At 64.8% G+C, this 25,351-nt stretch carries 15 protein-coding genes; 9 read left to right on the top strand and 6 right to left on the bottom strand.

Features of this window, described 5'->3' with window-relative positions; genetic code table 11:
• Positions 1 to 19 precede the first annotated feature (19 nt).
• Positions 20 to 3,901, bottom strand: coding sequence for a M48 family metallopeptidase (locus AB4Y92_RS20745; protein ID WP_441821389.1), 3,882 nt, complete (start codon positions 3,899 to 3,901; stop codon positions 20 to 22).
• A 325-nt stretch (positions 3,902 to 4,226) separates the two neighbouring features.
• On the opposite strand from AB4Y92_RS20745, the gene AB4Y92_RS20740 reads away from it, so the two are divergent.
• The 8 genes from AB4Y92_RS20740 (at position 4,227) to AB4Y92_RS20705 (ending at position 18,329) form a co-directional block, all read left to right on the top strand.
• Positions 4,227 to 4,907: a DsbA family oxidoreductase gene (locus AB4Y92_RS20740; RefSeq protein ID WP_441821388.1), complete on the top strand. Its 681-nt coding sequence runs from the start codon at positions 4,227 to 4,229 to the stop codon at positions 4,905 to 4,907.
• Between the two features lie 437 nt (positions 4,908 to 5,344).
• A complete protein-coding gene (locus AB4Y92_RS20735; RefSeq protein WP_441821387.1) occupies positions 5,345 to 6,355 on the top strand; it encodes a hypothetical protein in 1,011 nt (336 codons plus the stop codon).
• Positions 6,356 to 6,610: 255 nt separating this feature from the next.
• Complete coding sequence (locus tag AB4Y92_RS20730) at positions 6,611 to 11,041, top strand: RHS repeat-associated core domain-containing protein (protein ID WP_441821386.1); 4,431 nt, start codon at positions 6,611 to 6,613, stop codon at positions 11,039 to 11,041.
• A gap of 2 nt (positions 11,042 to 11,043) precedes the next feature.
• Complete coding sequence (locus AB4Y92_RS20725) at positions 11,044 to 11,523, top strand: hypothetical protein (RefSeq protein ID WP_441821385.1); 480 nt, start codon at positions 11,044 to 11,046, stop codon at positions 11,521 to 11,523.
• Between the two features lie 344 nt (positions 11,524 to 11,867).
• The gene (locus AB4Y92_RS20720; RefSeq protein ID WP_235111676.1) at positions 11,868 to 13,064 is read left to right on the top strand and encodes an efflux RND transporter periplasmic adaptor subunit; all 1,197 of its coding nucleotides are present in this window, start codon (positions 11,868 to 11,870) and stop codon (positions 13,062 to 13,064) included.
• Positions 13,065 to 13,076: 12 nt separating this feature from the next.
• Positions 13,077 to 16,271, top strand: a complete 3,195-nt coding sequence (locus AB4Y92_RS20715) for an efflux RND transporter permease subunit (RefSeq protein ID WP_441821384.1) — start codon at positions 13,077 to 13,079, stop codon at positions 16,269 to 16,271.
• Positions 16,264 to 17,718, top strand: a complete 1,455-nt coding sequence (locus AB4Y92_RS20710) for an efflux transporter outer membrane subunit (RefSeq protein WP_441821383.1) — start codon at positions 16,264 to 16,266, stop codon at positions 17,716 to 17,718. The genes AB4Y92_RS20715 and AB4Y92_RS20710 overlap by 8 nt, the downstream gene beginning before the upstream one ends.
• Positions 17,715 to 18,329 carry a TetR/AcrR family transcriptional regulator gene (locus AB4Y92_RS20705; RefSeq protein ID WP_441821382.1) on the top strand — a complete coding sequence of 205 codons (615 nt, stop codon included), beginning with the start codon at positions 17,715 to 17,717 and terminating at the stop codon, positions 18,327 to 18,329. The genes AB4Y92_RS20710 and AB4Y92_RS20705 overlap by 4 nt, the downstream gene beginning before the upstream one ends.
• 157 nt (positions 18,330 to 18,486) lie before the next feature.
• Here the strand turns inward: AB4Y92_RS20705 and AB4Y92_RS20700 are convergent, their stop codons facing one another.
• Positions 18,487 to 19,908: an aminotransferase-like domain-containing protein gene (locus AB4Y92_RS20700; protein WP_441821381.1), complete on the bottom strand. Its 1,422-nt coding sequence runs from the start codon at positions 19,906 to 19,908 to the stop codon at positions 18,487 to 18,489.
• 308 nt (positions 19,909 to 20,216) lie between these two features.
• Between AB4Y92_RS20700 and AB4Y92_RS20695 the strand changes: the two genes are divergently transcribed.
• On the top strand, positions 20,217 to 21,125 hold the full coding sequence (locus AB4Y92_RS20695; protein WP_441821380.1) for a DMT family transporter: 909 nt from the start codon (positions 20,217 to 20,219) through the stop codon (positions 21,123 to 21,125).
• A gap of 147 nt (positions 21,126 to 21,272) precedes the next feature.
• Here AB4Y92_RS20695 and AB4Y92_RS20690 read toward each other — a convergent pair whose 3' ends face one another.
• From AB4Y92_RS20690 to AB4Y92_RS20675, 4 genes are all read right to left on the bottom strand, one after another.
• On the bottom strand, positions 21,273 to 21,548 hold the full coding sequence (locus AB4Y92_RS20690; protein ID WP_441821379.1) for a hypothetical protein: 276 nt from the start codon (positions 21,546 to 21,548) through the stop codon (positions 21,273 to 21,275).
• Between the two features lie 350 nt (positions 21,549 to 21,898).
• The gene (locus tag AB4Y92_RS20685; RefSeq protein ID WP_441821378.1) at positions 21,899 to 23,119 is read right to left on the bottom strand and encodes an RtcB family protein; all 1,221 of its coding nucleotides are present in this window, start codon (positions 23,117 to 23,119) and stop codon (positions 21,899 to 21,901) included.
• A 1-nt stretch (position 23,120) separates the two neighbouring features.
• Positions 23,121 to 24,020: a hypothetical protein gene (locus AB4Y92_RS20680; RefSeq protein ID WP_441821377.1), complete on the bottom strand. Its 900-nt coding sequence runs from the start codon at positions 24,018 to 24,020 to the stop codon at positions 23,121 to 23,123.
• A 161-nt stretch (positions 24,021 to 24,181) separates the two neighbouring features.
• Positions 24,182 to 25,312, bottom strand: coding sequence for a slipin family protein (locus tag AB4Y92_RS20675; protein WP_441821376.1), 1,131 nt, complete (start codon positions 25,310 to 25,312; stop codon positions 24,182 to 24,184).
• Positions 25,313 to 25,351 lie beyond the last annotated feature (39 nt).

Genomic DNA, 25,351 nt, shown 5'->3' with positions numbered 1-25,351 from the left:
CATCGGCGGTTCACGCCGTTCAGGCGAAGTACGGCCGCTCGATCGCGAACAACAGGCGCTTGGCGCCGTCGCGCCAGGCGTTCGGGCAATCGCGGCCCAACAACACCACGGCGGTGGCGTAGGCGATGCCGCGCGAACGCGGCGAAACTTTGCCCAACGCGCGCTCGGCTTCGGCGGTGGAGGCCGCGCCGCCGCGGCGCACCGCGTCGAAGAACGCGGCGATCTTCGCGGCTTCCTCCGGTTCGGCGCGCATGGCTTCCTCGCGCAATCGCGGCGCGGCGGCGTGGCGCTCGCGCATGGCCAGGGCGGCCATCGCCCAGGCCGAGGCCGGATCGCCTTCGACATGCACGGTCTGCGCCAGCGCGCGCGTCACGATTTCGGCCGGCGCGCCGTCGGAGGCGGCGACCATGCTCAACACGCGCGCGTCCAGTTCGGGCGATCCTTGCTTGGTCGCCAATGCGTGATCGAAAAAGCCGCCCTTGAGCGCGGCATAGGCCCAGTACGGCGATTCGCGCGCGATCGTGTTGTTGTCGATCGACAGCAGACGCTTGAGCTGCCCCGACTCCGGCGCGGCCACCTGCGCCGATTCGCCTTCGATCGCACGCTGCGCGCGCGCCAGCTCCGGTCCCAGCCAATCGGCGACCTGCGGCATCTTCGCCGCCTGCTGCAGCAACGGCAGCGCCTGCGCCCACTGCGCGCGTTCGCTGGCGCCGTAACCGGCGGCCAGCGCGAACCAGCCGTGGTCGGGCCAGCGTGCGTGGCCTTCGGCGAAGGCGCGATCCTGGGCTTCGTCGTCGGCCGTGCAGCGCACCGCGACGTAGCGCAGGTCGGCCGAGTCGGGCGTGCGTTCGGACAGGCCGCGATGGCGCGCGCACACTTGCGCGTATTCCGGCTTGCCCTTAACCGCGTCCTGCTCGGCGCGCAGCGAAACCACTTCGGTCGGCGCGCGGCGCAGGCGTTCGCCGATCACGCGGGCGAACTCCGGCGTCTTGGAGGCCAGATCCAGCCATTGGCTGATGTGGCGCGAATCGGCCGCATCCCAACGCGCATGCGCGGCGACCAACGCGATTTTCTCGTCGTCGTTGGCGGCCAGCTGCAACTGATCGGCCGGATCGAACTCGGCGAACTCCTGCAAAACGCTGCGCGTACCGCCGTCGCCATTGCCGCTGATCTGCTTGGGCGGCTGCTCGAACACGTAGTCGGCCGCCGCGGTGCTCCAGCGCGGTGTGCCGAGCTTGCGTTCGGGAACTTCGCCGCGGCTGCCGTAGACCGCGGTCCATTCCACCAGCGGCGTGGCCGAGGCGATGTTGTAGACGACGTGCGAGGCTTGTTCGCGGTCGCTGTCGAATTCCTCCACGGTCGCGCCGTCGGCGGTGCGCGCGACCACGTGATGGCTACCGCTGCCGGGCAAGTCCACGGTGAGGTGCTGCAACGGCGGCAGATCGAGGGCGTGGCCGTCGATCTCCACCCGCATCGCTTGGGCCAGGCCGTTGATCACGGTGATCTTGGCCACGCCGATGGAGGCGCCGACGAACAACACCGCGCCGACGATGCTGCCGGCCACCGCCACGCGCGACATCGACGGCACCAGGCCGTCGGCGGTCTGGAAGCGATCCCACCAGCCGAGCTTGGTCTGGCGCTTGCGTCCGGACCCGGGCTTGAGCAGGTTGTATTCCTGCGGCACCGCGGCGGGCGAGTCGGGCGTGATCGCGGCGAAGCGCTCGTCGCCGGACGTTGCGGCTGCGTCGCCGTCGCTAACTGTTGCCGGCGCATCGCTCGCGCCGAACGCAGCCAGCGCATCGGCGCCGGCATGCGCGCGCGCATGCACCAGCGCGGCGACCTCATCCTCGGTCGACAGCAACGCGCCCAGCGCGGCCTTGCGCAGCGCCGCCAGCGGCCCGAGCGTGCCGCGCACCCAGTTGTCGATCACGCCCAGCCACTTCTGGATGTTGTCGCGATCGGCCAAGGGCAGGCGGAATTCGCCCATCACCTCGGCCCAGTCGCTCGCCTCCAGGCGCTCGGCGATGCGCCGGTCCAGGCGCACTTGCCCGGCGTGATCGTGCAGCCGGTGCAGCGTGCGCTGCAGTTGATTGGCCGCCGCCACCAGGCGATTGAGTTCGTCGGAGGACACGCGGCGATCGGCGGTGACCACCTCGTAGGTGTTGACCAGCAGCCCGTTGATGTCCTGCACGTCGGCGTAGCTGTGATCGGCGTAGTGCAACACCGCCAACTGGCCGCGCAGCAGCGCTTCCCACGGCCCGCCGAGCGCGCGCGCCGCGGTCAGATGCACGCTGCGGCAGCGGCGATCGTGCTCGCGCACGTCCTCGCGCAGCGGCGTGAGTTCTTCGTCCAACTGGGCGATGACCTTGGGCAGTTCCTTGGCCGGCAGTTCGCTGCCGCGCCAGTGCAGCACGCCGCCGGTCGCGCGCAGATGGCCTTCGCGCATGGCCTCCAGGGTGCCGCGCTCGGCTTCCAGTTCGCGCAGACGTTCGAGCGCGTCGCCGTGCGCGGTCGGGTACAGGCCGCGCAGATGCTCGCCCAGGTCGGCGCCGGCGGGCAGGGGGTAGTACAGCTCATCGCAACGGTCGTAGTCGCGCACGATCGAGCGGCCCAGGTAGGTGCCACGGAAGCGCCGGTCCAGGGCCGGATCGGCGTAGTCGCGTTCCAGATGGCGCAGCGATTCCTCGATCGGCACCGGCGGCAGCGGCTCGGGCGCGTCGATCATTTCGCGCGACATGCGCTCCTTCAGCGCCTGGCCGTCGCGCAGCAGGCTCATCGCCGGGCGCGGATCGATCTCGCAGGCGATGTAGCTGCGCTTGATGTTGCGCTCGCGGTCGCTGTTGGCCGGATGCGTGGACCACATCTGCGGCGGCTGCGCCAGTTCGTTCTTGAACACGCGATGGCGTTCGCGTTCGCTGCCCGGCAACTGCGGCGGCTCGCCGTATTCGGCGTCGGCGAAAACACGGCGCAGATGCTCGATGATGCGGGTCTGGACCGCGAACAGATCGGCCACCGGGCGCTGGTTGGCGTATTCGCGGCCGGCGAAGCTCAGCGCGCGGTCCCAGGCATCGTCGGCGGCGCCCAGGCGGTGCAGGGCGTGCACCAGCGCATCGCTGCCGGTCAGCGAGGCGGCGACCAGATCGGCCTGATATTCCATCTCGCGCGACAACGCGCGCTGCGCCAATACCACCAGCCGGAACACCATCTCCACCACCGAACGGATCGACCACACCACCAGCGACAGCAGCCAGCCGACCCAGGCCACGCGCAGGTCGAAGCGCGACAGCGCGCGCAGGAAATCGTCGAAGGCGTCGCGCTTGGCGATGATGTGCGCGGCCACCTGCTGGGCGATGTAGACCCAGCGCCCGACCGCCATGGTGCGCTGGGCGAAATGGCCGAATTCGTGCGCCAGCACCGCCTTCAGCTCGCCCAGGTTGAGCACGTTGACCAGCGCCAGGCCGATTTCCAGGTTCTTCTTCGACGGCACGATCAGGTTGAGCAGCGACAGGTCGTAGAACACCCCGGCGTTGACCCGCGGCGACAAAAACACCCGATGCGGACGCGGCGCACCGGCCTCGTCCGCCAGCCGGTGCAGGAAGGCGAACAGATCGGGCTGATCGGCCGGCTTGAGTTCCATGTCCTCGCCGCTCTTGCCGCGGCGCTTGAATACCAGCGCCTTGGCCATGAACACGCACAGGAACGCGGCGCAGGCGCCGGTGATGCCGTTGCCGATCAGGTTCTGGCCGTTGCTGTTGGCGATGCTCGCGAACAGCCGCCAGGCGGTCCAGCCGAACCAGACCAGCAAGGCGAAGTAGATCGCGACGAAGCCGAGCAGGCCGGCCATGGCCAGCCAGGCGTGACGGCGGTAAGCGGCACTGGGCGCAGTCAGTTGCGCAGGCACGGATGCAGGTCCGGCCGGATACATCGAGTCCATGTTGTCCCCATTGAGCGTTGGCGCGGCGCGAGGGCCGCTGCGGTCGGCGCCCCGGCCCGCCCGGGCCGTCGCGCGGCGCGGGCGCCCTGGCCGGACGCCGGGCTATTTTGCCCATAGTTTTGTGACCCAGTCATCAGTCCGGTGGGCCCGGCCGGACCGCGCCGGCGGCCGCTCCCGGCCGCCGCGATGGAACGCACCGATCCGCCGGTGCGGCCGGGCGCGGCTTGAGGACGGCCGGCGCCGGCCGCATCGTCTTTGCACCTATTCGATGCGCCTGGCGCGGAGTTTCACCATGAGTTCCTTGTCCCCCGGTACGGCCCCGCGCGTGAAGATCGATTTCGTCTCCGACGTCGTCTGCCCGTGGTGCGCGGTCGGCCTGAATTCGCTCGAGCAGGCCATCGCCCGGCTCGGCGACGAGGTCGAGATCGAACTGCATTTCCAGCCGTTCGAACTCAACCCGCAGATGGCCGCCGAAGGCGAGAACATCGACGAGCATCTGGCGCACAAGTACGGCCTGGGCGCGCAGCAACTGGCGCAGAACCGCGAGGCCCTGCGCCAGCGCGGCGCCGCGGTCGGTTTTGAGTTCAACGCGCGCGATCGCATCTACAACACGTTCGACGCGCACCGCCTGCTGCATTGGGCCGGCGTCGAAGGGCAGGCGCAGGAACGCGCGCTGAAGCACGCCTTGCTGAAGGCCTATTTCACCGACGGCCGCGACGTGTCATCGCACGAAGCGCTGGTCGCGGTGGCGATCGAAGCGGGCCTGGACGGCGAACGCGCCAAGGCGCTGCTGGCCTCGGACGAATACGCCGACGCGGTGCGCGAGCAAGAGCAGTTCTATCAAAGCCAGGGCATCCGCGCGGTGCCGTCGGTGATCATCAACGACCGCCACCTGATCCAGGGCGGGCAGCCGGTGGAGCAGTTCGAAGCGGCGTTGCGGCAGATCGCCGGCGTGCCGCAAGCGGCGGGTTGATTGCGGTCGCGGTGCGACTGCGCCCGCAACGCAGTCGCACCGCGCCCAACGCAGAGGCGAAGCTTCGGAATCTTTTGTGGGAGGGGCTTCAGCCCCGACACAAGATCGCGGTGGATCCTCGGTAGGCGACGTTCGCAATCATCGCCGAGTCTTGTTCAAGCCGCGATCCGCCCGTAGCATGCGCGGCGCGACCGAAGTGGATCGCAGCCCCTCTTGCCAGCCCGGCTCGCGCCTGCCAGCCCTCTTTTTCGTAATCGCCGCGCCGCGCTGACGGCCCGGCGGCATCCGCCGCAAGCGACCGCGCGCACAGTCCCGACCCGCCGCCGCGCGGATTCGCCGATCTGTGCCGCTTCGCGTCTTCGCATCAACGCCCTTGCAATACCGTTGCCATCAAGCGACTCGCATGCTTCGGTCTTTCACCAGGCAGGGAGGGTTCGATGATCGGCTTCGACGGTATCGCGCGCGCAGTACGCATCAGTCTCATCGCCAGCGGCTTGCTCGCCGGCGCATTCGCAACCGACGCCGCCGCGGCCGGCCTGTCGGCGCAATCGGCCGCCGACCGCGCCGCGCTCGCCTTGCGCTGGGCGCCGGTGCATTACCAGGACGTCGACCAGACCGGCAGCCACGCACTCGGCGGCGCCGCCGACTACGTCACCCGTTACGACTTCGACGGCGACCTCGACGGGCGTAACAACTGGGATCGCGCCGGCCAGTCCGCGTATCCGCTGGCCGCGCACGGCTACTACTCGGTGGTCGAAACCAGCACGCACTGGTTCATCACCTACCTGTTCTTCCATCCGCGCGACTGGACCGATTCCTTCTTCGACACCGAACACGAGAACGACGCCGAAGGCGTGCTGTTCGCGATCGCCCGCGACGGCTCCACCTACGGCACCCTCAAAGCCGCGGTGACCGTCGCCCACACCGACTTCTTCTCCTTCGTCCCCGCCGGCAGCAACTGGACCGCCGGCGCCGAAAGCGTGGACGGCTCGCTGTCGTTTCTGACCTACCAGGGCGCCCCGCATCCGGTCACCGCGCAGGAAGCCAAAGGCCACGGCCTCAAAGCCTGGCCCGCCTACAACATCAACGGCGACGGCGTGATCTATTACCCCTCGCTCACCACCGCGGAAGTTCCGTCCAACGCCGACGACCGCGACGTCAAATACAAACTCATCGACATCTTCGAACCCGGCGGCATGTGGGAGCAGCGCAACAACAGCTGGCTGTTCGCCGGCTACGGCAGTTTCGCCGGAGACAAGACCGGCGGCTGCGGCAGCGGCGCGATCGGCTGCAACACCAACTCGGCGAATGCGCCCTGGGGTTGGGACGACAGCAACGATGGTCCGGGGCGGGGGATGTTGGCTAGTGATCCGGTGGGGGTGGTGACGAATTATTTTCGGATTCCGGAAGGGGTGAGTGCGAGTTATACCTACAACCCTTATCGGTAATGCCGAATGTGTGGATCAGAAAAGTAAAAATTCGGGCCGTACACATACAGGCAGCCTATGTCGTCTTGCGCGTTGCCTTTCGCTCGGTGATCCTGGATGAGGTCTGTGCGACGGTTCTTAGCATGTGGGACCGTCGTGATAAAAGATCGACACTCAGCATAGTGTCGCGGCCATCGTAATCGATCGAGTCTTGTAGACTGGACTGCAGGGACGCTCCGGTGCTGTGCCTGTTGCCGGAAATCACGGAAGAAAAAGATGAGCCATGCCTTTTGGGGACATTTCATGAACTTGTTCGGATCGCGCCGCTGCTGGCTGGTGCTGACGTTATTGCTTGTCGCCTCGGCTGCTGATTGCCAAATCATTCCGGGCGACCAAGGGATGTGGTACTACCCCTCTTCGCTGGCTGGTGGGGGCGAAGAATGCCGGACGCCCGAGGTCTATGCGGCAACACCCGAGGAAGTGGCCGTACTGCATATGCGGCATAACAATGCCGTTACGACCATGGAATGCTTCCAGAAGTGCACTAATCCATATACGCATCTTGGCACGACGATCGTGAGCCCCACTCGAGCCGTGGCGCGTCTCAAGTCTAACTGCACTGATTCCACGTATGAGTACGATATCGTAAGAAAGAAGAGTCCTAAACCGCCCAGCTGTCCGAGCGAGGGGCAGGTGGGCGCAGGGCAGGGTAGCGCGGGAAACCCCTGCAACCTGGGTACGGGGAATAAAGTCCAGGCCGCTACCGATTATCGTGATGCGGACGGTGATCTGACACTCACGCGTTACTACACCAGTGGCCCAACTAATACGGCTTATGCCCCATTGGGGCCGAATTGGCAGTTCAGCTACGGCCATCGCGGATTAGGCTTCAACCAACCCGTCGCCGCCAGTTTGGTCCAGGAGATGCAAGCGTTTTTCTGGCGTCCTCAGGGGAACGCGATTTTTTTCCACTACGACGCGGCCAGCGGAACTTGGACGGGCGACCCTGATGTAAGCGAGCGGCTGACCCAATTGATTGCGCCGTCGGGATTACACGATGGTTGGATTCTGTCGGCCAAGGCAAGCGGTACGCGAGAAATCTACGATGCTGCAGGGCGACTAATCCGGCTCGAAGACACTCGTGGGCCTTACAACTGGTTGACTTACGACGTAAACGGGCAACTGAGCAAGGTTACCGATCGTAAGGGACGATCCATCGCGTTCGTCTTCGATAACTACAAGCAACTGACTAAAGCTACTTTGCCTGACGGCGGTGTGATCACCTACCACTATCTGTCCGGGATGTTTTCGTGGGTTACTTATCCCGACGCCACGCCGGGGAGTCCGAGCGATAATCACTGGGTCCAATATCACTACGAAAAGGCGGGGCAGCCGCAGTTGTTGACGGGAATCGTCGACGAAAATGGAAATCGTTCTTCCACTTGGGATTACGACGCCGAGAATCGAGTCAATCTAAGTGTTCACGGAACTACCACCTCAGCCATAGATCGCGTCGCTATTTCCTATGAAGCCGACGGTTCAGTGACGTTGACGCAGTCCTTGGGCGCGGTCACGACGGTTAATTTCGAAACGCTGCATGGCGTGCGACGCCTGAGCAGTCAATCCGGCCTGTGTCCGAGTTGTAACGGCGGGCAGATCAAGAAAAAAACATTCGACGCAAATGGATATCCCGACGTCGTTACTGATTTTCGTGGCATTGAGACGAACTACGATTACGATGCCGCCGGACTGCTGACTCAGCAGATTGAGGCTGCGAACGATGCGAGTGGAGCGAAGCGTGCCACACAGACAGACTGGGATGTCGGACTGCGCGCGCCGGTACAGCGCCGTTTGTATGATGCATCCTCGGTTTTGCTGCGGACTGATGCCTGGACATATAACGCACGTGGTCAAACCGTAACGCAATCGAAATCGGACGGGACTGCTACGCGTACCAGTGCGACGACTTACTGCGAACAGTCCGGTATAGACGCTGGTACCTGTCCCTTGCTCGGGTTGGTCTTGTCGATGGACGGACCCAGAACCGACATCCCCGACATCACTACCTTTGCCTACTACGCTAGCGACGACGTGACCTGTGCCGCGTCGCCAACCGACTGCCCGCATCGGAAAGGAGATCTTTGGAAAGTGACGGATGCGCTTGGGCACGTCACTGAGTTTGTGCGCTACGACGGCGCGGGGCGTACCCTTTCGGTCAAGGACTCCAGCGGAGTCATCACGGATACCGAATACAACCCTCGTGGCTGGGTTGCGGCAACGAAAGTGCGAGGCGCGAACGACAGCGTCGAGACGGACGATCGGATCACCCGCTTCGAATACTGGCCGGTTGGCACGGTCAAGAGCATTACGTTACCTGGTGGTTCGCGTACCAGCTACGCATACGATGTAGCGAAGCGACTCACCGATATCGTCGATGGCGACGGCAATACGATTCATTACACCCTCGACAATGCCGGCAACCGCAGGCAGGAGGACACCAAGACCGCCAGTGGAACGCTCAAGCGGACGCTGTCCAGGGGCTATAACGTGTTGGGACAGCTGCAAGTGCAGAAGGATGCCTCGCAGAACGCGACTTCATTTGCTTACGATCCCAATGGCAATCTCAATACGACCACCGATGCTTTGGGGCGCGTCATCGATCAGGATCTGGATTCGCTGAATCGACTCAGTCGCACCTTGCAGGATGTGAATGGATTGGCGGTCCAGACGGCGTTCAAATACAACGCGCTGGACCAGCTGGAGAAGGTGACTGATCCGAAGGGTCTGGACACGGTCTACGCCTATAACGGGTTCGGCGAACAGACTCGCCTAACTAGTCCGGATACCGGCGTTACCAACTACACCTACAACGCCGCGGGGCGGGTCGCGACCAAACAGGACGCAAACGACCCCGAGCCGCACCGCTACACCTACGACGCATTGAATCGTCCCAAGACGGTGTCCTACACCGCCGCGGGCGGACCGGATGTGGAGTACGACTACGACACGGTCAACAGCGTGTGCACAGTGGGCGAGACTTTCGCGATCGGCCGCGTCACAGCGATGCGCACCGACGGTACCGAGCTGAAGTATTGCTACGACCGTTTCGGGCAGGTCGTGCGTAAGGTGCAGACGGTCGATAGCAAGAGCCTCACCTTGCGTTACGCCTACACCTTGGGCGGACAGCTGAGCGCAATGACCTATCCAGACGGTGTTGTGGCCGATTACGTGCGCGACAGTCAGGGCCGTATCAAGGAAGTCGGCGTGACGCCGGCCGGCGGTGTGCGCACGGTGCTGCTGGCCGGCGCGACCTACGAGTCGTTTGGTCCGGTGGCCGGCTGGACATACGGCAACGGTCGCACCATGGCTCGTGCCCACGATCAGGACTATCGCGCAAAGAGCATCTATGACTCGTCAACTGGTGGCTTGTCGCTGAATTACGGCTACAACGCCGTTGGCGAACTGACCGAGCTAAAGGACGGATTACAGAGCGCTACGCTGGCGAAGTACGACTACGACCCTTTGGGCCGTCTGACTGTCACTCGCGACGGCCCGACCGGCACGCCGCTGGAGACCTACGCCTACGACGCCACCGGCAACCGCACCAGCGTGCAGAGCGGTGCGGCAAGCCCGCAGACCTACGTATATTCGATCGGTAGCCACCGCCTGCAAAGCGCGAGTGGTATATCCCGCACCTACGACGCTGCGGGTAACACCACCAGCATCGGTGGCACCGCGCAGCAACTCGTCTATAGCGACCTGGATCGTCTGAGTCAATTCAAGGTTGATGGCGTGGCCAAGATGTCCTACTCATACAACAGTAAAGGCCAGCAGGTAGGCCGCACCAGCAGCACTAGCATCCTCCACTCGATCTATGCCGAGGACGGTCGCTGGTTGGGCGAGTACAGTGCCACCGGTGTGGCCCACCAGCAAGTGATGTGGCTGGACGATCTGCCGGTGGGTGTTATCAGCGGCATAGGCAGTGCGCAGAAACTGTTCTATATCGAACCGGATCACTTGGGCAGTCCGCGAGTGGTGATCGATCCGAGTCGCAATGCGGCCGTTTGGAAGTGGGACTTGAAGGGCGAGGCGTTCGGTAACAGTCAGCCGAATCAAGATCCGGATTTGGATGGGACTAAATTTGTATTCGACCTACGGTTTCCGGGGCAGCGGTACGATGCTGCTAGTGGATTGAACTACAACTATTCGCGAGATTATGAGCCAAGTGCGGGGCGGTATCTGCAAAGCGATTCAATAGGGTTGGGGGGTGGGATTAGTACCTATGGCTATGTAGGACAAAATCCGAATAGTTACGTAGATCCGGATGGTCGTTTGTTCTTTCTCTTACCGTTGGTGCCGCCTGCTCTTGTGGCTCTGGGTGAGGCTGCGGTTTTTGTAGGGTCGGCTGTGGTGGTGGCGTGGGCAGGAAGTGAGCTGATCAACGGGCTTAATGCGCCAGAAAAATCTGAGGGCTGGTCGGCTGCTTCTTCCAGATTCAATAATGATCCTGTTGTATTGAAGCCGGTTGATCCAGGCAGGGATTGTAATGGAAATTGTAATCCCTGCCCACCGGGAGCCAGTTGGACAGTTAACAAGCCTGGCCACGGGCATCCGACCAGTACCGTTCATGTGATCGTATACAATCAAAATCCCGAGACTTGTATTTGCTATCCGGACCGCCCAAGTCAGGGCCTTCAAGGAAACTGAATATGAGAGATGTGACCTCCGAGGTTCAGCGATTTAGGATGGCATCTTTGGAGGTCTGGAATAATTACTTGATGCCTGGGCAGGGAGTTCTCGACTTAAATGCTGAAGAATCTTTTTATGTGATAGAGCGGGAATTGTTGAGGTGTCTCGTATTTCGCCAAGATGCTGCGCAGGCTGACGGGTATCGGAAATTCGGGTGCGAATCGCTGGTTGTCCAGTTGGCTAGCGGTGCCGGAGAAGTTGGTGTGCGTTTCGGCTCTCCTGATGCCAACGGAAACATTATTTGGGGTCCGTTGGAAAATTTTGATCCGGAAAATCAGTCTGTTTTCTTTTTCTTCGATTTTTTCGATTGGTTTCATTATGGCGTCATCGAATACGATCTGGTTCGCGCAGTTGAGCGTGGTAGCGGGCGTCTGGTTTTGTTGCCTCAATCTAAATGCTCATTCTTGATGTCTGACGGCGCTTCAGCTCGCGAGCGTTAGTGGCACTGTGTTAATCCTCTTTCTATTGGTGGCCGTCATCGGTTTCATCTAATGATGAGGGCGGCCGGTGTTTCGACAGCCAGGGGTTGCGATACTTGGCCGGCCAGTCCGCCAGCTGGTCAAACATCTGTCTGTGGCTGCTCGGTGGAGTCGGTGGTCCGGTCTGCCGAGCTGCCGCATCCTCGCTTGCAAGCCAACGAACTTACATAAACACCACCTGACGAGCGCTCGCTAAGGTCAACCGCTCGCGGCTTGACTCCGCCCATCCAAAAAAAGAGAATGATCGTTCATTCTACGATGTGGCCGCGGTCTGTCCGACCGCAACAACGACCTGAGGCTCCCCCATGCCGTCGCGCAAGTCCCTGTCCTATAAGACAATTCTCACTGTTTCCGTGCTCAGCCTGGCCCTGGCGGCCTGCGGCAAGGGAGGCGATCAACAAGGCGGTCCTGGCGGACCCGGCGGCCAGAAGGGGCAGGTCACGGTGGTGACCCTCAAGCCCGAGACGGTCACGCTGACTCGCGAGTTGCCGGGGCGCACCAGCGCTTCGCTGATCGCCGAGGTGCGGCCGCAGGTCAACGGCATCGTCGAGAAGCGCTTGTTCACCGAGGGCGGTCTGGTCAAGGCCGGGCAGCCGCTGTATCAGCTCGACGACAAGACCTACGCCGCCGATCTGGAAACGGCCAAGGCCACGCTTGCGCGCGGTGAGGCGTCGTTGAATTCGGCGCGTCTGAACGCCAAGCGTTCGGCCGATCTGGTCAAGATCGACGCGGTCAGCAAGCAGGACGACGAAACCGCGGTCGCCACACTCAAGCAAAGCCAGGCCGATGTCTCGTCCGGCCGCGCCGCGGTGCAGAGCGCCAGCGTGATCCTCGGCCGCGCCCGCATCACCTCGCCGATCACCGGCCGCATCGGCAAGTCGGCGGTCACCGCCGGCGCGCTGGTCACCGCCAATCAGGCCGATCCGCTCGCGGTGGTGCAGCAGCTCGATCCGGTCCACGTCGATATCAGCCAGTCCAGCGCCGAGCTGCTCGCGCTGCGCAAGCAGATCGCCGCCGGCACCCTGACCGAAGCGACCACGCCGGTGACCATCGTGCTCGAAGACGGCAGCAAGTATCCGCTCGAAGGCAAGCTGGCGTTCTCGGAAGTCACCGTCGATGAAGGCACCGGCAGCTTCCTGCTTCGCGTGGTGGTGCCGAATCCGGACAACATCCTGATGCCCGGCATGTACGTGCGCGCGCTGGTCGGTACCGGCGTGCGCCAGAACGCGCTGCTGGTTCCGCAGCAGGGCATTTCGCGCGACCCGAAGGGCAACGCCACCGCGATGGTGGTCGGCGCCAAGGGCACGGTCGAGCCGCGCGAACTGCAGGTCAGTCAGGCCATCGGCGACAAGTGGCTGGTCGAAAGCGGCCTGAAGGCCGGCGACAAGGTCATCGTCGAAGGTCTGCAGAAGATCGGCCCGGGCATGCCGGTGGACGCGACCGAGAAGGGCGCAGCGCCGGCCAAGCCGGCCGCGGCCCCCGCCGGCGCGCCGAAGCAGTAATCGGAGAAATTCATGGCACGGTTCTTTATCGATCGCCCGATCTTTGCCTGGGTCCTGGCGATCATCATCATGTTGGGCGGCGCGATCGCGATCACCCAACTGCCGATCTCGCAGTATCCGACCATCGCGCCGCCGACCGTATCGGTGAACGCGTCCTACCCCGGCGCTTCCGCCAAGGCCGTCGAAAACTCGGTGACGCAGATCATCGAGCAGAACATGAAGGGCATCGACGGCTTGCTGTACATGTCGGCGACCAGCTCCTCCGACGGTCAGGCCGGCGTCACGCTGACCTTTGAAAGCGGCACCGACCCCGACATCGCTCAGGTGCAGGTGCAGAACAAACTGCAGCTGGCCACTCCGTTGTTGCCGCAGATCGTGCAGCAGCAGGGCGTGAGCGTGTCGAAGGCCAACTCGGCGTTCTTGCTGGTGATCGGCTTCGTGTCCGAAGACGGCAGCATGAACGGCGCGGACATCGCCGACTACGTCGCCGCCAACCTGGTCGATCCGCTCGCGCGCGTCAACGGCGTCGGCAGCACTCAGCTGTTCGGCACCAAGTACGCGATGCGCATCTGGCTCGACCCGGACAAGCTCAACACCTACAAGCTGACCCCAACCGACGTCATCAACGCCTTGCGCGCGCAGAACGCCCAGGTCGCGGTCGGTCAGCTCGGCGGTACGCCGTCGGTGAAGGGCCAGCAGCTCAACGCGACCATCACCGCGCAGGATCGCCTGCAGACCGCCGACCAGTTCAAGAACATCGTCGTGCGCGCCAACAGCTCCGGCGCGGTGCTGAAGCTGTCGGACGTGGCCCGTGTCGAACTGGGCCAGGAGGACTACAGCACCATCGCCCGCTTCAACGGCAAGCCGGCGACCGGTATCGCGATCTCGCTGGCGACCGGCGCCAACGCGCTGGCTACCGCGCAGGCGATCCAGGCCGAACTCGAGCAGCTCAAGCCTTCGTTCCCGAAGGGCCTCAAGGCGGTGACGCCGTTCGACACCACGCCGTTCGTGCGCGTGGCGATCGAGGAAGTGATCAAGACCCTGCTCGAAGCGATCGTGCTGGTGTTCCTGGTCATGTACCTGTTCCTGCAGAACTTCCGCGCCACCTTGATCCCGACGATCGCGGTGCCGGTGGTGTTGCTGGGCACTTTCGGCCTGCTGGCCTTGTTCGGTTACTCGGTCAACATGTTGACCATGTTCGCGGTGGTGCTGGCGATCGGCCTGCTGGTCGATGACGCCATCGTCGTGGTCGAAAACGTCGAGCGCGTGATGAGCGAGGAAGGTCTCTCGCCCAAGGAAGCCACGCGCAAGTCGATGGACCAGATCACCGGCGCGCTGGTCGGCATCGGCCTGGTGCTGTCGGCGGTGTTCGTGCCGATGGCGTTCCTGGGCGGCGCGACCGGCGTCATCTATCGCCAGTTCTCGGTGACCATCGTTTCGGCCATGGGCCTGTCGGTGCTGGTGGCGATCGTGCTGACGCCGGCGCTGTGCGCGACCATGCTCAAGCCGATCGAGAAGGGCCATCACGCTTCCGACAAGGGTTTCTTCGGCTGGTTCAACGACAAGTTCGATCGTGGCAACACGAAGTACCAGGGCGTGGTGCGCGGCATCGTCACCCGCGCCGGCCGCTTCATGATCGTATTCGCGGCGATGGCGGCGCTGATGGCGGTGTTGTTCATCCGCCTGCCGTCCTCGTTCCTGCCGCAGGAAGACCAGGGCTTCTTGTTCACCATCGTGCAGGCGCCGGTCGGCGCCACGCAGGAACGCACCGGCGAAGTGCTCAAGAAGGTCGAAGAGCAATTCCTCAATGACAAGGCCGTGGATTCGCTGTTCACCGTGCAGGGCTTCAGCTTCGCCGGTAACGGCCAGAACGCGGGTATGGCGTTCTCGCAGCTCAAGCCGTGGGAAGAGCGCGCGACCACCTGGGGCGATCGCTGGCGCTGGCTGACCAGCTTCGGCAAGACGCCGATGCCCGACAACAGCGTCAACGGCGTGGTCGGCCGGGCGATGGGCAGCTTCATGCAGATCAAGGATGCGTTCGTGTTCGCGCTGGCGCCGCCGGCGGTGTTCGAACTGGGCAACTCCAACGGCTTCGTGTTCTACATGAAGGACAACGGTTCGCTGGGTCACGATGCACTGGTCGCCGCGCGCAACCAGTTCCTCGGCATGGCCGGCAAGAGCGAGCTGCTGCAGAACGTGCGCCCGAACGGCATGGAAGACACCCCGCAGTTCCGCGTCGATGTCGATAACCAGAAGGCCGCCGCGCTGGGCCTGAACATCGCCGACATCAACTCGACCCTGCAGGCGGCCTGGGGCGGCCAGTACATCGACGACTTCGTCGATCGCGGCCGCGTCAAGCGCGTCTACATCCAGGCCGACGCGCCGTTCCGCATGGCGCCCACCGACTTCAATCGCTGGTACGTGCGCAACGACAAGGGCGAGATGGTGCCGTTCTCGGCCTTCGCCACCACCCGTTGGGAATTCGGTTCGCCGCGCCTTGAGCGTTACAACGGCGTCTCGGCGCTGGAAATCAACGGCGAAGCCAAGCCGGGCGTGAGCTCGGGCCAGGCGATGGCCGAGGTCGAGAAGCTGGTGGCGCAGTTGCCGCAGGGCATCGGTCTGGAATGGACGGGCCTGTCGTATCAGGAACGCCAGGCCGGCGCGCAGACGCCGCTGCTGTACACGCTGTCGCTGTTGATCGTGTTCCTGTGTCTGGCGGCGATGTACGAAAGCTGGGCCATCCCGACTTCGGTGCTGCTGATCGCGCCGATGGGCATCCTGGGCACGGTGCTGGCGACGTGGCTGCGCGGCATGGAGCGCGACGTGTACTTCCAGGTGGCGATGCTCACCACCGTGGGCTTGTCGAGTAAGAACGCGATTCTGATCGTCGAATTCGCCAAGGAGAACCTTGAGAAAGGCATGGACCTGATCTCGGGCACGTTGGCGGCCGTTCGCGACCGTCTGCGCCCGATCATCATGACCTCGCTGGCCTTCGGCCTGGGCGTGTTGCCGCTGGCGCTGGCGAGCGGCGCCGGTTCCGGCGCACAGCGCGCGATCGGCACCGGCGTGCTCGGCGGCATGGTGGTGGGTACCTTCCTGGGTATCTTCTTCGTCCCGCTGTTCTTCGTGGTGGTCGAGAAAGTATTCGTCCGAAAGAAGCACGCGCCCGCTGAGCAGGGCACGCAAGGAGCGCAGAGCCATGAGTAAGTTTTCGATCCACGCCCTGGCGCTCGCGATCGCGGTAGCGACCACCGGCTGTCTCAGCCTGGCGCCCAAGCTGCCCGAGCAGCAGGCGGCGATTCCGGCGCAGTGGCCGCTGCCGCCGACCACCCAGTCCTTCGTCGGCGCGCAACCGCTGACTTCGGACCCGGCGGCGGCCTCCGCCGCGACGGATTCGTCCGTCGCGGTGGCCGACATCGGCTGGCGCGATTTCTTCGCCGACCAGAATCTGGAAAACCTGATCGGCCGCGCGCTCGACAACAACCGCGATCTGCGCGTGGCCGTGCTCAACGTCGAGAAGGCGCGCGCGCAGTACCGCATCCAGCGCGCCGACCGCGTGCCCGCGCTGGGCGCCACCGCGCAGCTCGATCGCAGCGGCGGCGACAACGTGCCGGTGACCGATCAGTACCGCGCCGGCGCCGCCATCACCAGCTTCGAGCTCGACCTGTTCGGCCGCGTGCGCAGCCTCAGCCAATCGGCGCTGCAGCGTTACTTCGCCGAGGAAGAGGCGCGCCGCAGCGCGCAGCTGAGCCTGATCGCCGAAGTCGCCAACGCCTATCTGACCTTGGCGGCCGATCGCGAACTGCTGTCGGTGTCGGAAGCGACCTTGAAGAATCAGCAGGCCGCCTACGATCTGACCGAGAAGCGTCGCGAACTGGGCGCGGTGTCCGGGCTGGAACTGAGCCAGGCGCGGACCCAGGTCGAACAGGCGCGCGCGGATTCGGCGCGCTATGCCGGCCAGGTCGCGCAGGACATCAACGCGTTGAATCTGTTGGTCGGCGAAACCGTCGATCCGGCGCTGCTGCCGCAGAAGCTCACCGACGGCGTCACCGGCCTGGCCGGATTGCCGTCGGGTCTGCCGTCGGAAGTACTGCTGCGCCGTCCCGATGTGCTGCAGGCCGAGCACACCCTGCGCGCGCAGAACGCCAATATCGGCGCGGCGCGCGCGGCGTTCTTCCCGTCGATCAACCTGACCGGTTTCCTCGGCAGCGCCAGCAACGAGTTGTCGGGTCTGTTCGACTCGAACACGCGCGCGTGGACGGTGAACCCGGTGATCAATCTGCCGATCTTCCAGGGCGGCAAGCTGCGCGCGAATCTGGCTTCGGCCAAGGCCGACCAGCAAATCGCGCTGGCCCAGTACGAGAAGGCGATCCAGTCCGGTTTCCGCGACGTCGCCGACGCGCTGGCGCTGACCAAGACCCTGGCCGAACAGCGTCAGGCGCAGGAAGCGCTGGTCGAAGCGGCCTCGCGCGCCGATCAGCTGTCCACCGCCCGTTACAAGGCCGGCCGCGACAGCTATCTCAACCAGCTCGATGCGCAGCGCACGCTGTACGGTGCGCAGCAGGGCTTGGTGACCACGCGCCTGAGCGAGCAGGCCAACCGGGTCACGCTCTACAAAGTCCTCGGAGGTGGCTGGAACGAGCGCAGCCAATGAGCACTCCGGGCAAGCCCACCGCCAAGGCCGCCGCGCGCGCGCTGGCTCAGCGCGAGCGCATTCTCGTGGCGGCGCAGAAATGTTTCGTCGTGCACGGCTTCCACGCCGCGAGCATGGCCAACATCGCCGACACGGCGGGCATGAGCGCGGGCCTGATCTACCGCTATTTCAAGGGCAAGAACGACATCATCCTGGCCATCATCGAGCGCCAGCTCGAAGAGGCCCGGGCCGATATCGCCAAGCTGCACGCGACCAGCGATCTGGTCGCGGGCATCGCGGAAGTGTTCGGGCAGTGGCAGGCCAACGATCCCAATGTCACCAGCGCGGCCTTGTTCCTGGAGCTGACCGCCGAGGCCACGCGCGATGAGGAAATCGCCGTGGCCACGCAGGCGTCGGATAACGTGTTCCGGTCCTTGCTGGGCGATTGGTTCGTGCGCGCCGTCGCCGACGGCGGTTTGGGCGTGTCGCAGGATCAGGTCGCCACGCGCGTGCTGATCCTGCAATGCCTGATCGAAGGGCTGGCGATGCGCGCGATCTCGCAGCCGGATTTGAGCGTGGATCAGGTCAAGTCGGCGTTGAATCAGTTTCTGCCGAGTTTGTTGACGGCGTGAGAGGTCGGGGTCGGGATTCGACCGCGAATGCTTCCAGTGAAGGCCGCCCCGTGCGGCCTTTGTACTTTTGTAGGAGGGGCTTCAGCCCCGATGCTTTTCTTTCAGGTATCGATTGAGCTGAAAGAAAAGCATCGGGGCTGAAGCTCCCTCCCACAAATCATCCTTGTAAGGCCTTCGCCAACTCACCCACGGTCTTCAACGCCGTCTCGATCTTCTTATCCCACGGCTGCCCGCAGCTGAGCCGCACGTGGTGGGCGTAGTCGCCGCGGTTGGAAAACAGATGCCCCGGCAGGATGCCGATGCCGCGCGCCATCGCCGCTTCGAACAAGGCCTGCCCGTCGACGGCAGCCGGTAGCTCCACCCACAAGGTCATGCCGCCGGCCGGTTCGGCCACGCAGGTGCCGTCGGGCCAATGATCCAGCAAGGCCTGCCGATAGATCTGCGCATTGCCGGCCAAGGTCCGGCGCAAGCGCCGCAGTCCGCGTTCCATGTCGTGGCGGGCGAAGAAATCGATCAGCGCCATCTGCGGCAAGGTCGCGGTGGCGACGGTGGAAAAGCTTTTGGTCCGCAGCAGTTCCGAGCGCCGCCGCCCGCCGAGCATCCAGCCCACGCGCAAGCCCGGCGCGAGCATCTTCGAGTACGAGCCGCAGGTGACCACATGCTCGCCGTCGTCGTAACGGCGCAGCGGCGACGGGCGTTCGCCGGAATACGCCAGTTCGCCGTACAGATCGTCTTCGATCAGGGCCGTGCCGTGAGCGGCGCAGGCGGCGACGATCTCGCGCTTGCTCGCTTCGCTGGTCAAGCTGCCGAGTGGATTGTTGAAGTTCGGCACCAGCAGCGCGGCGCGGACCGCGTGGCGTTCGAGCAGTTCGCGCAATTGCGCCGGATCGATGCCGCGGCCGGGATGGTTGGGAATTTCCAGCACGCGCAGGCCCTGCGCCGACACCGCCTGCAGCAGGCCGTGATAGGTCGGCGATTCCAGGATCACGATGTCGCCCGGCCGGGTGATCGTGCGCAAGGTCAGGCTGATCGCCTCCATCGCGCCGGCGGTGACGATGACTTCGTCCGGATCGATCTCCACGCCGCATTGCGCGTAACGCTGAGCGATGCGCTCGCGCAACTGCGGTAATCCCTGCGGCACGGTGTAGCTCAGCGCGGTGTGCGGATCGCGCCGCATCGCGCGCGCGACCGAAGCGGCCAGCGCCGCGGTCGGCAGCATCGAGGCGTCCGGGGTGGCGGCGTGCAGCGGAATCAGGTCGCGACGCGATTGCACGTCGAGCACGCCGAGCAGGGCGGGATTGCTCACCGGCATCGGCGCGCGGGCGAGGTGGCGCGCGCGCGAACCGCGCGGCGGCGCGCCGGCGGCGGCGCGCACGTAGTAACCCGAACGCGGCCGCGCTTCGATCAGACCTTCGCGTTCGAGTTGCTGGTAGGCCTCGACCGCGGTGGCCAGGCTGATGCGCTGATCGCGGCCGAGCCGGCGCAGCGACGGCAGGCGTTCGCCGGCGCGCAGCACGCCGCGCTGGATCTGGCGGCGCATGCGGTCGGCGAGGCGTTCGTAGAGCAGGTCTTGGGACATGGGGGCCAAATCCGATGACGTATACGAAGCCCCTCTCCCGCTGGCGGGAGGGGGGGGTGGGGTGAGGGTGACGCGCAAGGAGCAAAAGCATTCGCGCCTTTGGCGCTCACTCCCCTCACCCTAACCCTCTCCCGCAAGCGGGAGAGGGAATAAGCATGGTTGGATGAGGACACCGAGGTTCTGTATCTGGGCCCTCAAAACTGTACCGGTCGAAATTGATCCTAACTGAATCTGTATCGGTCCGCAGCCCGGTCCTAACCTGAGCCTCCCGATCCCGCAGCCCCGGCGCGTGCACCGCGCAGTCCCCCATGACCCCCGTCGCCACCCCCGCCGAATCGCGCACCGCCCTGATCCAGTTGCTGGTCGCCGAACTGCTGATCGGATCGGTCGGCGTGTTCGTGCACGAAAGCGGTCAGAACGCGATCACCGCGGTGCTGTTCCGCTGCGTCTTCGGCTGCCTGTTCCTGCTGGCCTGGGGCAGCGCGCGCGGGTTGTTCCGCGGCTTGCTCGGCGAGCGCGCGCTGATCCGCTCGGCGATCGTCAGCGGCGTGCTGCTGGTGCTGAACTGGGTGGCGCTGTTCGCCGGCATGGCGCGCTCGTCGATCGGCGTGGCGACGATGGTCTACCACTTCTTCCCGTTCGTGATCCTGGGCATGGCGGCGATGTTCTACGGCGAGCGCACGCGTGCGGCCGATCTGGGCTGGACCGCGATCGCCTTCGTCGGCGTGCTGTGCTCGGCCGATCCGTTCAAGTTATGGAACAGCGCCGGCAGCGGCTATCTGATCGGCGTCGGCATGACCTTCGTGGCGGCGATCTTGTGCGGCGCGTCGTTGCTGCTGTCGCGGCGGATCAGCCGCGAGCGGCCGTTCGCGGTGGTGCTGATCCAATGCTTGGTCGGCGTGGTCATGCTGGCCCCGTTCGCCGATTACGCCGCGGTGTGGACGCCGGGCAGCCACTGGTTCTGGCTCGCCGGACTGGGACTGATCCACAGCGGCGTGTGCTACGTGCTGTTCTATTCGTCGTATCCGCGCCTGCAGGTGGCGACGATCGCGGTACTGGCCTTCATCTATCCGGTGATCGCGTTGCTGCTGGACTATCTTCTCTACGGCCGCACCCTGGCGCCGGTGCAGAGCCTGGGCGTGGCGCTGATCGTGCTGGGCACGTTGGGCGTCAATCTGAAATGGCAGTGGCGCCGGCCGCTGCCGGCGCGGGCCTGAGCGTTCGCGAACGCCGTAGGTTTTTCTCGACCCGGTCCGTCGTCAAGACGGGGCAGCAGGCGATTGCGCCTGCTCGGCCGGCGCAAGGACGCGCCGGCAGGGTATTTGTCGTTCGCCGATGCGATGCCGCAGCGAGCCGATTACGACTCAGTCGGCGAGCACCAGCCGCCAGGCGCCTTCGACATCGTCTTCGATCACCGTCCACGGCACCTGCTCGGTACCGCGCAGGCGTTCCCAGCCCCGGGCCAGTTCGTCGCGGATGTCGTCCCAATGGCGTTCGCCGTGATGCAGGCGCGCGCCGATGCCGTAGGTGATCGCCAGTTCACGGGTGTGGTGCGAGATCGCCGCCGCGCTGGCCGAAGCCGGGTCGCCCGGTTCACTGTCGGGCGAAGAGGAAAGCCAGTCGACGTAGCGAGGGGGCATGGGATATTCCGTTGGCATTCCTTTTGCATTAGGACGATATCGGTTTTATGTTCGGCCGGGGTTACGGGAAGTGGCTAGCTCACATCCGAAACGCGAGCCAGGTCGCAAACATGCATTCGGGTTTTCGCGCGCTCGTTCGTACTCCGCCGAAAGTCGGAGACGCGTCGCGGTCAAACTGAACCTTGAGTGGGGCGCGTGCTGAATGCGCGCGATGTTCGCGGGCACGCCGCGTCGCGGCCGCGCAGTGAATCGGCCGTCGATAAACCATTCGTTTCCATGGCCGCGGCCGGATGCACCGCCGGCAAAAAAACGCCGCCCACCAGGGGCGGCGCCCGAGCGCTTCCGTGCGCTCAACCCTTGATGCAGACCACCTGGCGCAAGGTGTGAACCACCTCGACCAGATCGGTCTGAGCCGCCATCACCGCTTCGATCGGCTTGTACGCCGCCGGCGATTCGTCGATGACCGCCGCGTCCTTGCGGCATTCCACGTGGGCCGTGGCCTCACGATGGTCCTTCAGCGTGATCTTCTGCCGCGCCTCGGTGCGGCTCATGACCCGGCCGGCGCCGTGGCTGCAGCTGTGGAAGCTGTCCGCGTTGCCCTTGCCGCGCACGATGTAGCTGCGCGCGCCCATGCTGCCGGGAATGATGCCGAGCTCGCCTTCGCGCGCGCTCACCGCGCCCTTGCGCGTGACCCACAACGATTCGCCGAAATGTTCCTCGCGCTGCACGTAGTTGTGGTGGCAGTTGACCGCGGTTTTTTCCAGCTGGAACTTCGGCAGCTGGATGCGCATCGCGTGCAACACCCGCTCCATCATCGCTTCGCGGTTGTGGCGGGCGTAGTCCTGCGCCCAGCCGACCGCTTCGACGTAGTCGTCGAACAAAGGCTCGCCTTCCAGCAGGAAAGCCAGGTCCTTGTCCGGCAGATGGAAGCCCAGCACGCGCCGTTCCAGTTTCAGCCGCGCCAGTTCGATGAAGTAACTGCCGATCAGATTGCCGGTGCCGCGCGAGCCCGAGTGCAGCATCACCCACACCGCGCCGGCCTCGTCGAGACAGACTTCGATGAAGTGGTTGCCGCCGCCGAGCGTGCCGATCTGCTTGTCGAGCTTGTCGGTGCGCAGCTTGCGGTGCTTGCCGTGGATGGCCTCCAGCCGCGACGCCAGGCCCGACTTGGCCAGACGCGTGGCGTGGCTGTCGGGCAGACGCCGGTGTTCGCCGCCGCGGCCGTTGCCGACCGGCACGCAGTGCTCGATCGCCGAACGCAGCTTGGCCAGGCTGTCGGGCAGATCCTTCGCCCGCAGCGTGGTGCGCACCGCGGCCATGCCGCAGCCCAGATCGACGCCGACCGCGGCCGGGATGATCGCGCCGCGCGTGGGCACCACCGAGCCGACGGTGGCGCCCTTGCCCAGGTGGACGTCGGGCATCACCGCGACCCAGGGGCCGACGTGGGGCAGGGCGGCGATGTTGCGCAGTTGCCGCCGCGCGCCTTCGTCGACCGTCACCCCGCGCACCCAGCCTTTGACCGGCACCGCGCCTTCTTCGGCGTGTAGCAGTTCGAAGCTTGATGTACTCATGTCAATGTTCCTTGTTGCGCGGGCCGACTCGTGCCGGCCCGCGGTATTGGTTTCTTCGCCGGGGCAATCGGTCGCCGGGCTCGCCCGCGACCTGCGAGTCCGCCCCGGTTTCGTTCTTCAACCGGTGCCGTTGCAGTTCGACGCGGCTCAGCTGACGCTTGCTGCGGGCATACACATCGCCGCGGCCATACAACCGACCGCCGCAGTCGCGATCGCAGCGACCGCAGGCCGAGCACGCGTGCGACAACGCGGGCCGCCGCGCGATCACGTCGAAAGGCGGCAAGTACGCCAACGTGCGCCGTTTCTGCTCCGATCCGGGGCGGGCCGGAATCGCCGGGATCGGCGCCAGCTCGACTTCGTACCAGACCCCGCCGATGCGGCGCAGCTGGGTCCATTCGTCGATCGCCACCACATCCTGGCGTTCCGGTTCGCGCCGTCGCCGGCGCTTCTCGTACCAACCCAGACGCTGCTCGTACATGAAACGGATACCGGCCTGATTGAACAGCAGCAGGCCGTTGTCCGGATGCACATAGAGCCGTTGCCCGGATTGCGCCAGCGGCCTGGGACCGCCGTAACGTCCAAGCTCGTACAACTCGCCGTCGACGGCGCCCACCTTGGTCGCAACGAAATCATCCAGGTGCTGATGAATATGCTGCTGCACGGTATTGCGCCGGTCGATGCCGCTGCACAGGTCAGAGAACACCCGATCCCACGGTCGGCCGACCTGACGTTCCAGGTAGCGTTGCAGCGGGCGCAGGTTTTCGTTGAGCCACTTGGGATGGCGTTGATGGCGAAAGCGCAGGCTTTCGTACTGTCTTTCGTCTTCGCAATCGCCGGGCGGACGCGGGCGCGGAGTGTTGAGCCCCCCTTGTCGCGGCCGTTCGACGATCACTTTGAACATATCGTTTCGCATACAAACTTTGGTCCGATAGATAACCCCGCGCCGCGATCAGCGACCGCGCACGGTGAGATGGCCGCCCCGTTCGGGGCGGCGTTCGCGTTTGCTTGACGGCATGCGCGCTATCGGAAGCCGGACGGCGATGGCGCCGTCCGGTCCTGCGTTCAGCCGTTGCCCTTCAGGCTGACCAATTGCTTCATGACTCCCTCCAGACCGCCGAACACGGTCAGCTTGTCGATCTTCTCGGTGATCTTTTCCAGGGCCTCCAGCTCCTTCAGGCGCATCAAGACCGGGCTTTCCTCGATCAGCTTGGCGGTGTTGAGCAGGCTGCGCGTGGCGTTCGCCTCTTCGCGGCGACGGATCACGTTGGCCTGCGCGGTCTTCTCCGCCTGCACCACGCCGTTGAGGATGTCCTTCATCTCGCCCGGCAGGATCACGTCCTTGACGCCGACGCCGAGCACTTCCAGCCCCGCCTCGGCGACCGGCCCGCGCACGTAGGCGAAGATGTCCGCGTCGAGCGAAGCCTTGTCGCCGAGCAATTCGTCCAGGGTCTTGGACGAGATCGCCTTGCGCAGGCCGTACTGCAGCTCGCGATAGACGTGGTCCAGGTACTTGGCGACGCGGGTGCGCGCGGCGACCGGATCGGTCACGCGCAGGCTCGCGGCCAGGTTCACGCGCAGCGACACCTTGTCGCGGGTCAGCAGTTCCTGGCCCGAGACTTCCATCGCCTGCACGCGCAGTTCCACCACCTCGACGGCGACGTTCTTGCGCAGGTTCCAGAACGCATACGCACCCGGCTCCAGACGACGCACGAACTTGCCGTCCACGAACAGCAGGCCGGCCGATTCGGTCGGCACGTTGCCGGCGACCGCGACGCGGTCGAGGTAGCTGAGCTGACGCAGACCGTTGGCGACCTCGCGCTCGACTTCCAGGCCTTCGCTCAGGGCGATGGCGCGGATCTCGATGCTGGCCAGGCCCTTCCAGTACAGACGACGGCTGCCCGGCGCGAGCACATCGGCGATACGGCCGTTGCGCAGCACCAGCCCGACTTCGTCGTTGCCGATGTCGGCCAGGACGAAATGCATCTGCAGGCGCTCGCCCAGGCCGGCGATCAGCGCCTCGCCATCGTTGCCGGTGTACTGGCTGCTGCCGATGTCGTGCGGGACCAGCACCAGCTCGCGCTTGAAGTCGCTGAGGCGATGGACGCCGGCGCCGAGCACGCGCTCGATGCGGCGGTTGCGATAAACCAGGACGCGCTCGGCATCGCCGACCACGACCTTCTTCATCCAGAACATGGTGTTCTCCTTGAGGTTCCGGTGGATCCGATCCGTGGT

Origin of the sequence: Lysobacter sp. TAB13 (genome assembly GCF_052113885.1) — a bacterium.
Lineage (GTDB): Bacteria > Pseudomonadota > Gammaproteobacteria > Xanthomonadales > Xanthomonadaceae > Lysobacter > Lysobacter gummosus.
Note: the sequence above shows the minus strand (reverse complement) of the source record. Positions and strands in the feature narration are given on the sequence as shown.